This is a genomic window from Paraburkholderia sp. J41 (assembly GCF_905220235.1).
Lineage (GTDB): Bacteria > Pseudomonadota > Gammaproteobacteria > Burkholderiales > Burkholderiaceae > Paraburkholderia.
On the sequence record NZ_CAJMZE010000006.1, the window covers coordinates 253,622 to 266,686 of the forward strand.

A 13,065-nucleotide genomic window follows, 5' to 3' on the forward strand; every position below is an offset into this window, starting at 1 on the left:
CAGTCCTCCGTTGATGGTGCTTGCGGTTTCAATCCACTTTCATTTCTTGCCGGTGGCCGGCGGTGCGAGCGTGCGCCACGCGCGCCCGTCGCGCGCGAGCAGCGCGTCGGCTTCCTTCGGCCCCTGGCTGCCCGACGCATAGCCATGCACCGGCACCGCGCCGCCTTGCTTCGGATGCAGCACGCCGTCCACGGCGCTCCACGTCGATTCGATACTGTCGGCGCGTTGAAAGAGCGTTTCGTCGCCGAGCATGCAGTCGTAAAGCAGCGTTTCGTAACCCACGTTGGCGCGCTGCGCGAAAAAGTCATCGTAATCGAACGACGAATACACCGCACCCATTTCCATCACCGGGCCGGGCGCTTTCACGTTGAAATCGAAGGTCGTGCCGTGCGAAGGATCAATGCGCAAGGTAAGCACGTTGGGCGTGAGCGCGTCCACGGGCGTGTCGCGAAAGAGCCGGAACGGCACGCTTTTCAGTTGCACGGAGATTTCGGTGCGGCGCGCGGCGAGCCGCTTGCCCGTGCGCAGGTAGAAGGGCACGCCCGCCCAGCGCCAGTTGTCGATGTACACGCGCGCGGCCGCGTAGGTTTCGGTGGTGCTGTCCTTCGCCACGTCCGGCTCGTCCTTGTACGCGCCGCCCGCCGGACCCTGCTCGTATTGGCCGAGCACCACGTCGTCGGGCGTGAGCGGCTTGATCGCGTCGAAGATTTCGGCCTTCTTGTTGCGCACGGCTTCGGCGTCGAACGAATTGGGCGGCTCCATCGCGACCATGCCGAGCAGTTGGAACAGATGGTTCGGCACCATGTCGCGGAACGCGCCGGTTTGCTCGTAGAAACTGCCGCGCCCTTCCACGCCGATCACTTCGGAAGCGGTGATCTGCACGCTGTCGATGTACTCGCGGCGCCAGACCGGCTCGAACAATGCATTGGCGAAGCGCACGGCCAGAATGCTCTGCACGGTGTCCTTGCCGAGAAAATGGTCGATGCGGTAAATCTGCGATTCCTTCACGAAGTTCAGCAAATGCGCGTTGAGGTCGCGCGCCGAGGCGAGGTCGGTGCCGAAGGGCTTTTCGATCACGACGCGGCGGAACGGCCCCTTGCCGTCGTCGCTTTCCTTCAGCAAGCCCGCCTTGCCGAGCCGCTCGACGATCGGCTTGAAAAAATGCGCGCCGACGGCGAGATAAAACACGACGTTACCTTGCGTCTTGCCTTCGAGCAGCTTGGCGAGTTGCTGATACGAAGCGTCGTCCTCGAATTCGGCGGCCACGTATTGCAGGCGCTGCGCCACCCAGTTCCAGGCATTTTCGTCCAGCTTGCCCGCGTGAAAAGTGCTTGCCTTGTCGGCGGCGAGCTGTTCGAGCGAGGTGTGCAGATCGTCGCGCCATTGCTGCGTTTCGCGCTCGCCGTGATTCACGCCGATGATCTGCATGCTCTCGTCGAGCAGGCCGTCGACGGTCAGGTTGTAGAGCGCGGGCATCAGCAGGCGCTTGGTCAGATCGCCGCCCGCGCCGAAGATCACGAGCGTGCAGGGCGGCGCCGGATGCTTGCCGGCGGGCGAGGCGGGCGCGGCGGCCGCTTGCTGGGGATGCGGGTCGACCTTCGCGGTGGAGGGGGCGTTGGCGCTTTCGCGGCTGGAGGAATTCGTGGACATGGTTTCGCTTCCTTGGATACGAGCGACCGGAGCAAGCAATTGCAATGCCTTAGCAGACCGGTCAAGTGCGGGCGCAGTTCAAATTCGAGCGAATATGTAGGCGATATGTAAAGCTCGGGCAATGACGCGAGCAGAGCGCGGGTGATAAGGCGCGGTCCCGAATCGGCGTCTTGCCGCGCTGCAACGTGCGCCGCGTCTTCCATCGGAAAAGTTCGAAGCATGCGAAAAACGCATGCTCGGCTCGACAATTAATCGTTTGTGACGCGCCAGGCGCGCGCCGATACTGCCGTCACTTTCCGTCTCCGCGACGAACCGGCGGTATTCCATGCGAACTCATCAGAACTTCATCAACGGACAATTCGACGATGCCGGCGCGCCGCGCATCGACGTATTCAATCCCGCCAACGCCAAATGGATCGGCCACGTGAGCGCCGCGAGCGCCGCCGACGCCGCGCGCGCCGTGGCCGCCGCCGCGGCCGCGCAACCCGCGTGGCGTCGTTTGCCGGCCGCTGAGCGCGGCGCGATCCTCAATCGTTTCGCCGACGCCATCGTGGCGCGCGCACCGGCCATCGGCGCGGCGCTGGCCGCCGAGTCGGGCAAGAGCCTGGCCGATGCCACCGCCGAAGCGCAATACGCCGCCGAAATCCTGCGCTATCACGCGCAATGGGCGCGACGCGTGGAAGGCGAGGTGATCCCGAGCGATAGCCCGCGCGAAAATCTCATTCTCATGCGCGAGCCCATTGGCGTGGTCGCGTGCCTGATTCCGTTCAATTTCCCGATCTACACGCTGTTGCGCAAGATCGCGCCCGCGCTCATCACGGGCAACGCCGTGGTCGTGCGCCCGAGCAACAACACGCCGTGCTCGGCGTTCGAAGTGGCACGCGCCGCGCAGGAAGCGGGCTTGCCCGCCGGCATTTTCAACGTGCTCGCGATGGATCACGAGACGGCGGCGGTGCTCTGCACGCACGGCAAGGTCGGCATGATCACGTTGACGGGCAGCGTGGCGGCGGGCCGCAAGGTGCTCGACTACTGCAAGGAAAACATCGCGAAGCCGTCGCTCGAACTGGGCGGCAAGACGCCCGCGATCATCGAGGACGACGCCGATCTCGAAGCGGCCGCCACGGCCATCGTCGGCTCGAAAACGTCGCATTGCGGGCAGCTTTGCACGGCCATCGAACGCGTGTACGTGCAGGCTTCGGTGCATGACCGCCTGGTTGCGCTGCTGCGCGACAAGATGCGCGCCGTGAAGATCGGCGATCGCGCGGAGGACGCCTCGCGCATGGGTCCGCTCGTGAGCGCGCAGGCGCGCGCGCAGATTCACGCGATGGTCGAGCGCGCGGTGGCGGCGGGCGCCGTGGTCGAAGCGGGCGGGCGCGTGCCCGAAGGGCCGGGCCATTTCTATCCGGCCACGCTGCTTTCCCATTGCCGTCACGAGATGGAGATCGTGCAGGAAGAGATCTTCGGGCCGGTGCTGCCGGTGATCGCCTACGACACGCTCGACGACGCGCTGCGCATGGCCAACGATCATCAGTTCGGGCTCGCTTCGGTGCTGTTCACGGAGCGTTACCGCTCGATCATGCGCGTGTCGAACGAGATCGAAGCGGGCGAGCTGTATGTGAACCGCACGCCGGCCGATCCGTATCAAGGCTATCACGCGGGCTGGAAGCGTTCGGGCCTGGGCGGCGACGACGGCAAGCACGGCATGCTCGAATTCACCCAAACGCGTCTTGTCGTCATGCCGCATTGAGGTTTTCGAAGCGCGCCCGTTATCAATGCATGCGCATGGCGGGCGCGTTGTTTATCGTTTAAAGCGGTTTTAAAGCCGCTTCTCAGCGGTTCAAGCCGCTTAAAGAAAAAAGCGCGCGTTTGCAACGCGCGGCAAGGAGACAATCTTGCAGAAGTCCGTATCGAAGCCCCTGAACGCGGCGCGTGATTCGCGCGCCACGCCGTCGCCGGCGCAGCGCTATGCGCAGTTGATGCTGCTCGTGCTGGCGGCCGGGGCGATCTATCCCATTCTTTATCTGCGTCAGGTCTACCAGACCACGATGCTCGATGTTTTTCACATCGACAATTCGCAGCTCGGTTATCTGTACTCGATGCTCGGCATCGTGTTCTTTCTCTGTTATCTGCCGAGCGGCTGGCTCGCCGATCGCGTGGCGCCGCGCCTGCTGATCTGCTTTTCGCTCGTCGCGACCGGCGTGCTCGGTCTCTGGTATTCCACGGCGCCTTCGTTCAATGCGCTACTGGTGATCTTCTGCTGCTGGGGACTCACCACGGGTCTCACGTTCTGGGCTTCCGTGCTCAAGCGCGTGAAGATGATCGCGGGCGCGAACGAACAGGGCCGCTTTTTCGGCGTGCTCGACGGCGGGCGCGGGCTCGTGGAAGCCGTGCTCGCCACCGTCGCGCTCGCGATTTTCGCGGCCGCAACGGCCTCGGGCCAGGGCGAGGCCGCGGGCTTGCGCCACGTGGTGTATCTCTACTCCTTCACGTGCATTGCGATTGGCGCGCTGATGAGCCTGTTCGGTGATCCCGCCACCGCGAGCGAAACCGCGCAGGCGGAAGCCGCGCAAGCAAACGGCTCGTTGCTCAAGGATCTCGCGACGCTCGCCGCCATTCCGCAGTTGTGGCTCGTGGCCGCCGTGGTGTTCTGCGGCTATCAGATCTTCTGGGCCACCTACAGCTTTTCCGCGTATCTCCAGCAAGGCGATCTGCATATGAGCGTGGTCGCGGCCGGCATGGTCACGACGCTCAAGCTCTGGATGCGCCCGATCGGCGGCATCGGCGGAGGCTGGCTCGGCGACCGGCTTTCGAATCTGCGTGTGCTGATCTGGGCGATCTTTCTTGCCGTGGCGGGTCTCGTCGGCCTGATCTTCCTGCCCGCGCTGCGCAACATGGCGCTGCTCGGCGCGGTCGTGTTGTTCATCGGCCTCATGACCTATGCGATTCGCGGCCTTTACTGGACGCTGCTCGATCATTGCGCGATTCCCATGCGCATCACGGGCCTGGCGATCGGCCTGGTTTCGCTGATCGGCTATTCGTCGGACATTTTCTTGCCGCTCGTGAACGGTTACTTCACCGAACACTATGCGGGCCTGACCGGCTATCAGTTCTATTTCGCCTATGTCGCGGCCGTCGGCGCGCTCGGCGGCATCGCCGCGCTCGTGCTCAAGCGCATGACCCATTCTCAAACTGCCTGAACCTGTTCGAAACATGAAAGTCGTTGCATTGGAAACGCACGTCGTTGCGGTGCCGCCTCCGCACCTGGGCGGCATGTACTGGATCTTCGTCAAGCTCAAGACCGATTGCGGCATCGAAGGCGTCGGTGAAATCTATGCGGCCACCTTCCATCCCGATGTGATGGTGCCCGCGATCGAAGACGTTTTCTCGCGCTATCTGCTCGACCGCGATCCGCATCATGTGGAGCGCCTGTGGCGCGAAACGTATTCGAGCGGCTTCACGCAGCGCCCCGATCTCACGATGATGGGCATCGTGAGCGGCCTGGAAATGGCGTGCTGGGACATTGTCGGCAAGGCGTGCAACAAGCCGGTTTACGAATTGCTGGGCGGCATGGTGAACGAGCGGCTTCGTTCGTACACCTATCTTTATCCGAAGAACCGCGACGGCGAATACGATTACGACGACCCCGACCTCGCCGCCGAATGCGCCGCGCAAAACGTGCAGCGCGGCTTCACGGCGGTCAAGTTCGATCCGGCGGGGCCGTATACGGCGTATTCGGGTCATCAGCTTTCGCTCGAAGTGCTCGAACGCTGCGAAACGTTCTGCCGCAAGGTGCGCGAAGCGGTGGGCAGCAAAGCCGACATTCTGTTCGGCACGCACGGCCAGATGGTGCCTTCCTCGGCGATCCGGCTTGCCAGGCGCCTCGAAAAATACGACCCGCTGTGGTTCGAGGAACCGGTGCCGCCGGGCCAGCCCGAAGCGATGGCCGAAGTCGCGCGCCATACGAGCATTCCGATCTCGGCGGGCGAGCGCCTCACCACGAAATACGAGTTTCACAAGCTGCTCGACAGCGGCGCGGCCTCCATCATCCAGTTGAACGTCGCGCGCGTGGGCGGTCTGCTCGAAGCGAAGAAAGTGGCGACGCTCGCGGAAGTCTATTACGCGCAGATCGCGCCGCATCTCTACAACGGGCCGATCGGCGCGGCGGCGAGCATTCAGCTTGCGGCATGCACGCCGAACTTCCTGATTCAGGAAAGCATCGGCACGTGGGACGGTTTCCACGCGCAGATTCTCAAGAAGCCGATTCAATGGGAAGACGGCTACATCATTCCGTCGAAGGCGCCGGGTCTGGGCGTCGAACTCGACATGGAAGTCGTGCGCGCGCATTCGCCGTACACGGGCAAGCGTCTGCATTTGCAGATGGCGAGCCAGCCGGCCGACGTGCGCGATACGGCGCCCGCACGCGGTTGATGCCGCTGGAGCACGCAAGATGAATTACGACTACATCATCGTCGGCGCGGGTTCGGCGGGCTGCATTCTCGCCGAGCGGCTTTCGGCTTCGGGCCGTCATTCCGTGCTGCTGCTCGAAGCGGGCGGCCCCGACAACTCGTTCTGGTTCAAGATCCCCATCGGCTTCGCGAAGCTGTACTACAACAAGCTCTACAACTGGATGTACTACAGCGAGCCGGAGCCGGAACTCGCGGGGCGGCAGATTTACGCGCCGCGCGGCAAGGTGCAGGGCGGCTCGGGTTCGATCAACGCGATGATCTACGTGCGCGGCGCGACACGCGATTTCGACGACTGGGCCGCCGCGGGCAATCCTGGCTGGTCGTATCAGGACGTGCTGCCGTACTTCCGCAAGCTCGAATCGCATCCGCTCGGCGATACGCCCTGGCACGGCGCGAGCGGGCCGGTACACATCACGCCGATGCGCGACGGCGCGCATCCGGTCTGTGCGAGCTTTATCGAAGGCTGCGAGCAACTCGGCTACGAGCGCAACGACGACTTCAACGGCGCGCGGCTCGAAGGCGTGGGCATTTACGACGTGAATACGCGCGACGGCAAGCGCGATTCGAGCAGCGTGGCGTACCTGCATCGCGCGGGGCGGCGGCCGAACCTCACGATCGAGCATCACGCGCGCGCCACGCGCGTGCTGTTCGACGAGGCGAAGCGCCGCGCCACGGGTGTGGAAATCGTGCAGCAGGGCGTGACGCGAACGTTCCATGCCAACCGCGAAGTGATCGTCGCGGCGGGCGCGGTGGATTCGCCGAAGCTGTTGCAGCTTTCGGGCGTGGGGCCGCGCGCGCTGCTGGCGAGGCACGGCATCGGCCTCGTGCATGAATTGCCGGCCGTGGGACAGAACTTGCAGGATCACTTGTGCGTGAGTTTCTACTATCGCGCGCGCGTGAAAACGCTCAACGATGCGTTCAATAGCTGGGTCACGCAGCTCAAGTTCGGTTTGCAGTGGCTGTTCGCGCGTTCGGGTCCGTTCTCGATGAGCGTGAATCAGTCGGGCGGTTTTTTCCGCACGAATCGCGACGAGCCGCATCCGAACATGCAGGTGTATTTCAACCCGCTTTCGTATCGCATTCCGAAGTCGAATCGCGCGAAACTCACGCCGGAACCCTACTCGGGCTTTCTCGTCTGCTTCAATCCGTGCCGGCCCACGAGCCGCGGTTCGGTGGAAATCGCTTCGGCGAATGTCGAGGACGCGCCGAAGATTCGCGGCAATTATCTGTCGACGCAAAAGGATCGCGACGAAGCCGTCGCGGGCAGCCGTCTCGTGCGCCAGCTCATGCAGGCGAAGGCCTTGCAGGCCGTGACCGAAACGGAAGTCACGCCCGCCGGCGAAGTGACCGACGACGCCAGCATGCTCAAGTTCTTCCGCGAGCAAAGCGGCTCGATCTATCACTTGTGCGGGACATGCGCGATGGGCCCCGATCCGCAAACGGCCGTGGTCGACGCCCGTTTGCGCGTGCATGGGCTCGACGGCTTGCGCGTGGTCGATGCGTCGATCTTTCCGAACATCACCTCGGGCAATACCAACGCCCCGACGATGATGGTCGCGGAAAAGGGCGCGGACCTCATTCTCGAAGACGCCGACCGCACGACTGCCGACCGCGCTATCGGCACGCGGCGCTACGCAGCCGCCGCGATTTCTTCCTGAAGCCACTGCCTGAAAAGCCGCAGCGGCCTGGACACTTTCTGTTCGGGCCGCGCCACGAACCAGTAGGACTGCCGACCGTCCACATGCACGTCGCGCACGGGCGCGAGCTGGCCGAGCGTCAGCTCGCGCTCGATCATGTTGCGGTCCGCGATGGTTACGCCGAGCCCTTCGATGGCGGCGCGAATGGCGTAATCGAGCAGATCGAATTCATAGCCGCCCGAGGTGTCCACGCCTTCGATGCGCGCCGCGTCGAGCCAATGGCGCCACGTCAAATAACGCTGATTCTCGCCCGCGAGCACGTGCAATAGCGTCACTTGCGTGAGATCGAGCGTGCCGTTCGCAAGCAGCGAAGGCGCGCAGACGGCGATGTGCGACTCGTGCATCAGCAGCGAGCTTTCGAGCCCGTCCCATTCGCCGTCGCCGAAACGGATCGCGCAATCGAGCGAGGTCGAATCGTCGAGACTGTCTTGCAGGCGCGTGGTGAGGCTGAGTTCGAGTTCCGGGTGGCGCGCATGCAGTTTCGGCAGACGCGGCACGAGCCAGCGCGCCGCGAAGGTGGGTGCCACGTTCACGCGCAGGCGGTTGCGGTCGCTCTTTTGCTGGATCGTGCGCACCGTGAGTTCGATGCGGTCGAACGACTGCTGGAGCGTGCGCAGTAGCGCGCGCCCCGCGTCAGTCAGTTCGAGCCGGTGATGATGGCGTTCGAGCAGCGTTTCGCCAAGCTGGTCCTCGAGTTGGCGCACCTGGCGGCTCACGGCGCTTTGCGTCACGTTCAACTGCTCGGCGGCGCGCGTAAAGCTGCCGCTCGTGCCTGCCGCTTCGAACGCTTTCAGGGCGTTGAGCGCGGGCATTTTTCGCTTCAAGATCGTCTCCTCGCGCGCCGCGGCAAGCCGCGATGCAGCGCCAAAACGACGCAGTATACCGGGCCGCGCGGCGGCCGCCATTCAGTTGCCGGCCTCCGGGTTCGACACGCCGACGGCGCGCTCCGGCGCGCGCGACAACGCCGCGAGCGCGAGCGTGACGGCGAGCGCGAACACATAGAGTCCGCCCGCGCCGAACAAGCGCATGAACAGCGAGGCGAGCGTCGGCCCGGCCGCGCCGCCGAGCGAGAACACGAGCAGCAGCGTGGCGCTCGTTTGCACGCGGCGCGCCTGGTCGACGCGATCGTTGACGTCGGAGACGATCACGCCGTACAGCGTGAACGTAAGCGCGACGTAGAGAAAAAGCAGGACGTCGATGAGCAACGGGATGCGGATCACGATCAGCGCCGCCGCCGCGAACGCCGCGATCAGCGCGACCGCGCCGAGCGTCGCGCGCCGCCCGAGCCGGTCGGAAAGACGCCCGACGGGCCATTGCGAAAGCAGCGCGCCGATCAGCACCCCGCCCATCGCATGCGAAATGTCGCTCGACGGATAGCCGATATCCGCGAGATATACGGGCGTGAGCGCATAGAACGCGCTCGACAGCAGTCCCGCGCCGATACACGCGGGCACGCTGCGCGGCGCGACGCGCGTGAGTTCGCGCAGGCCGTCGAGCAGCAAGGCGGGGCGCTTTGGCGTGGCGAGCGGCGTGGTTGCGGGCTTCGGCGCGGCAACGTGCTGCCAGTCGCCGATCAACGCAACGGGCACGAGCGCGGCCACGAACAAGCCATTGACGAGCGCGTGCCCGGCGGGGCTGCCGGGCGTGCTTACGCCCAGCAGAAATTGCCCCGCGCTCACGCCCAGATACGTGAGCACGAGATAGATCGCGAACGCGCGGCCGCGTTGCGCGTTTTGCACGGCGCCGTTGACGCCGCTTTCGATCGACGTGAACACGCCCACCATGCTGAAGCCCATGACGAGCCGCAGCACGGCCCACGCGTGCGGCGAATCGAACGACTGATAGCCGAGCGCGGCGAGCGCCGTCGTCGCGGCGAAGCCGATGAACGCGCGTTGCGGCCCGATGCGCGAGACCAGCGGCCCGAGCCCGAGCGCGCCGCCGATGAAGCCGACGTAATAGCACGACTGCACGAGCCCGACCGCGAGCGCGCCATGTTCCGCATGCAGCATGCGTAGCGAAACCAGCGTCGTGAGCAGGCTATTGCCGCCGACGAGTATCGTGTAGCCGCTCAGCAGCCCGACGAGCGACCGCATCGGCGCTTAGTGCGTCGTGCCGGTGCGGCGTTCGACGAAGCGGCGCACGTAGTCGTCGGCGGGGCGATGCAGGATATCGTCGGGCGTGCCGCATTGAATCAGGCGGCCGTCGCGCAAGATGGCGATCCGGTTGCCGATGCGCAGCGCTTCGTCGAGATCGTGCGTGATGAACACGATGGTCTTTTTGAGCGTCTTTTGCAGTTCGAGCAACTGGTCCTGCATTTCCGTGCGAATCAGCGGATCGAGCGCGGAAAACGCTTCGTCCATCAGCAGTACGTCGGTGTTCGCGGCGAGCGCGCGTGCAAGCCCCACGCGTTGACGCATGCCGCCGGAAAGCTCGTCGGGGTAGTGGTCGGCGTAACCGGCGAGGCCCACTTTACCGAGCCATTCGCGCGCGGCGGCCAGGGCGTCGGCCTTGTTTTCGCCGCGCGTGACGAGCGCATACGCCGCGTTGTTAAGCACGGTTTGATGCGGCAGGAGTCCGAAGCTTTGGAACACCATGCTCACGCCGTAGCGGCGCAGTTCGCGCAAGCCGCCGTCGTTGAGCTTGAGCACGTCCTTGCCGTCGATCAGAATCTCGCCCACCGTGGGTTCGATCAGCCGATTGAAGTGGCGCACGAGCGTCGACTTGCCCGAGCCCGAAAGCCCCATGATGACGAAAATCTGTCCCGAGCCGATGGAGAGGCTCACGTCGTCGAGCCCCACGTTGCAGCGGGTTTTTTCGAGCACTTCCGCTTTGCCCGCGCCGCCGCGCAGCAGTTCGAGCGCGCGCTGGCTCGCGTCGCGTGCGCCGAAAATCTTGTAGACGTGTTTGACTTCGATGCCGCTCATGTTCGTTACCTCGATGCGTAAGTCGTCCGTGCGTTGCTGGTTGCGTCGGTCGCGCGCGGCTTCATGGGCGCTGCATGCGTTGCTGCGTGCATTGCTGCGTGCATTGCCGCATGCGCCGACCGGTGCGCTGGCGCGTTCAGACCGCGCGCGTGGTGGCGTTTTCCGCGTCGGCTTCGGCGGCCTCGTTCGCCGCCGCGGCGCGCGCCCGCTTGAACGGCACGCGCGAGGGCTGCATGGAGCGGCGCGTGCGGCGGCCTTGACCGTAGCCCTGGCTGATGCGGTCGATCACGATCGCCAGAATCACGATGGCGATACCGGCCTGCGTGCCCTTGCCGACGTCGAGCGTCTGAATGCCCGCGAGCACGTCCTCGCCCAGCCCGCGCGAGCCGATCATCGAGGCGATCACGACCATCGAAAGCGCCATCATCGTCGTTTGATTGATGCCGGCCATGATGCTGGGCCGCGCGAGCGGCAACTGCACGCCGAACAGCAACTGCGCGCGCGTGGTGCCGAACGCGCGCGCCGCTTCGACGATCTCGCCGTCGACATGACGAATGCCGAGGTCGGTGAGGCGAATCAGCGGCGGCAGCGCGTACACCACGGTCGCGAGAATCGCGGGCACCTTGCCGAGGCCGAACAGCATCAGCACGGGAATCAGGTAGACGAAGCTGGGCAGCGTCTGCATCACGTCGAGCACGGGCAGCAGCACGCGCCGCAACGCGCTGCTCGACGCCGCGAGAATGCCGAGCGGCACGCCGAGCGCGACCGAGATGACCGTCGCGACCAGCATCAGCGCGAAGGTCTGCATGAGCTTGTCCCAAAGCCCGAAGCAGCCGATCAGCCAGAGCAGGGCGACGAACAGCACGGCCACGCCCGCGCGCCGCGACGCGTGCCACGTCAGCGCGCCCACGGCGAGCAGCACGACCCACGCGGGCGTCGCGCGCAGCAGGCTTTCGAGCGGCACGAGCACGTCGCGCAGCATGAGCACGCTGAAGTTGTGAAAGGCGTCGCCGTAGCGCTGCACGAACGCGGTGACTTGATCGTTGACCCAGTCGGCGATCGAGAGATGAAGGAAGGGAGATCCCATGATGAGCCTCATTCGGCGTGTGACATTCGGTGCGTGATGCGGGCACGCGCCGCGCCGGCCGGCGCGTGCCGAACGACAGTCCGCCCGCCTAGAACGAATGCGTGATGCCGACGCGGGTGACGACCTGGTTCTGCGTGCTCGACGGATTGAAGCCCGTGATCTGCGCGTTGTCGGCCGAACCGGCGGCGTGCTGATACGAACCCATCGCGTAGAGGGACGTGCGCTTCGAAAGCGAATACTGGCCGATCAGGTTGACCTGGTGGTACTTCGGCTCGGTGTCGCTCGCGTGATCGAGACCCGTCGTGAAGGTGTAGCCCGCGCCCACGGTGAAGGCGGGCGTGACGGCGTACGTGCCGGATAGTTCGTAGTTCTGATAATGCAGATCGTGGCTGCCGTTGCCCGAGGAGAAGTCGACGTTCGAGTAATTCGCCATCAGCTTGAGGCTGCCGAGCACATACGACGCGCCGGCCGAGAGAATGCCCTGGTAGCGTGCGTTGGCGAGCGCGTCGCCGTACACGGCATTGACGAAGCCACCGCCGCTGCCGTAACCGGCCACGGCCGAGATCGGGGCGTTCACGCGCAGATAACCCACGCCCGCGCTGAACGAGCCGAGCGTGTACGCGGCCGCCGCGCTATACGAGGCGTTGTTCGAAAACTGGCCGGCCTGGCCGCCGAGCGAATAGTGGCCTTCGAACTGGAAGCCGGCGATCGTCGGGCTTACGTACTTGATCGCGTTGTTGACCGGGAAACCGTTGTCGAGGTTGTCCATGTCGTTCGGATGCGCGAAGTACCAGCCGCCGTAATTGCCGTTGAGCGAGTACGGCTCGATCAGGTCGACGGTGGCGTCCCATTGCTTGCCGAGCGTGATCTGGCCGTAGCGTTCGTTCGCGATGCCGACGTAGGCATTGCGCGAGAACGCGAGGCCGCCGCCCAGGCCGCCCGTTGCCGCGTCGAAGCCGCTTTCGAGGCGGAAGATGGCCGAATAGCCGCCGCCCAGGTCCTCGCTGCCGCGCAGGCCCCAACGGCTGCCCGCCGGCACGCCGCTTTGCATCTGCACGAGCTTGCTGCCGCTGTTGGGCACGAGGTTGCCGTTCGAACCCGCCGCCACGTTGTTGGCGTAATCCACGCCGAGGTCGATGAGGCCGTACAGCGTCACGCTGCTTTGCGCGTGCGCGCCGGCAGCGGCGAAGGCGAGCGGCAATGCGGCGGCGATAATCTTTTTCTTCACGTGTGTGTCTCCA

At 64.9% G+C, this 13,065-nt stretch carries 10 protein-coding genes; 4 read left to right on the forward strand and 6 right to left on the reverse strand.

Features of this window, described 5'->3' with window-relative positions; genetic code table 11:
* Positions 1-39: 39 nt before the first annotated feature.
* Positions 40-1,650 carry a glucose-6-phosphate dehydrogenase gene (zwf, locus tag U5805_RS08810; RefSeq protein ID WP_322103082.1) on the reverse strand — a complete coding sequence of 537 codons (1,611 nt, stop codon included), beginning with the start codon at positions 1,648-1,650 and terminating at the stop codon, positions 40-42.
* Positions 1,651-1,975: 325 nt separating this feature from the next.
* Between zwf and aldA the strand changes: the two genes are divergently transcribed.
* The 4 genes from aldA (at position 1,976) to U5805_RS08830 (ending at position 7,774) form a co-directional block, all read left to right on the forward strand.
* The gene (aldA, locus tag U5805_RS08815) at positions 1,976-3,397 is read left to right on the forward strand and encodes an aldehyde dehydrogenase (protein ID WP_322103083.1); all 1,422 of its coding nucleotides are present in this window, start codon (positions 1,976-1,978) and stop codon (positions 3,395-3,397) included.
* Positions 3,398-3,542: 145 nt separating this feature from the next.
* Positions 3,543-4,847 carry an MFS transporter gene (locus U5805_RS08820; RefSeq protein WP_415914558.1) on the forward strand — a complete coding sequence of 435 codons (1,305 nt, stop codon included), beginning with the start codon at positions 3,543-3,545 and terminating at the stop codon, positions 4,845-4,847.
* 13 nt (positions 4,848-4,860) lie between these two features.
* Positions 4,861-6,078: a mandelate racemase/muconate lactonizing enzyme family protein gene (locus tag U5805_RS08825; RefSeq protein ID WP_322103084.1), complete on the forward strand. Its 1,218-nt coding sequence runs from the start codon at positions 4,861-4,863 to the stop codon at positions 6,076-6,078.
* Between the two features lie 19 nt (positions 6,079-6,097).
* The gene (locus tag U5805_RS08830; RefSeq protein ID WP_322103085.1) at positions 6,098-7,774 is read left to right on the forward strand and encodes a choline dehydrogenase; all 1,677 of its coding nucleotides are present in this window, start codon (positions 6,098-6,100) and stop codon (positions 7,772-7,774) included.
* Here the strand turns inward: U5805_RS08830 and U5805_RS08835 are convergent.
* From U5805_RS08835 to U5805_RS08855, 5 genes are all read right to left on the reverse strand, one after another.
* Positions 7,747-8,625, reverse strand: coding sequence for a LysR substrate-binding domain-containing protein (locus tag U5805_RS08835; RefSeq protein ID WP_322103115.1), 879 nt, complete (start codon positions 8,623-8,625; stop codon positions 7,747-7,749). The genes U5805_RS08830 and U5805_RS08835 overlap by 28 nt on opposite strands.
* A 93-nt stretch (positions 8,626-8,718) precedes the next feature.
* Positions 8,719-9,906: an MFS transporter gene (locus U5805_RS08840; RefSeq protein ID WP_322103086.1), complete on the reverse strand. Its 1,188-nt coding sequence runs from the start codon at positions 9,904-9,906 to the stop codon at positions 8,719-8,721.
* Between the two features lie 6 nt (positions 9,907-9,912).
* Positions 9,913-10,737, reverse strand: a complete 825-nt coding sequence (locus U5805_RS08845) for a betaine/proline/choline family ABC transporter ATP-binding protein (protein WP_322103087.1) — start codon at positions 10,735-10,737, stop codon at positions 9,913-9,915.
* A 136-nt stretch (positions 10,738-10,873) separates the two neighbouring features.
* Positions 10,874-11,824 (reverse strand): proline/glycine betaine ABC transporter permease, encoded by a 951-nt coding sequence (locus U5805_RS08850; protein ID WP_322103088.1) that lies wholly within the window; start codon positions 11,822-11,824, stop codon positions 10,874-10,876.
* Positions 11,825-11,912: 88 nt separating this feature from the next.
* Positions 11,913-13,052 (reverse strand): porin, encoded by a 1,140-nt coding sequence (locus U5805_RS08855; RefSeq protein WP_322103089.1) that lies wholly within the window; start codon positions 13,050-13,052, stop codon positions 11,913-11,915.
* Positions 13,053-13,065: the final 13 nt, after the last annotated feature.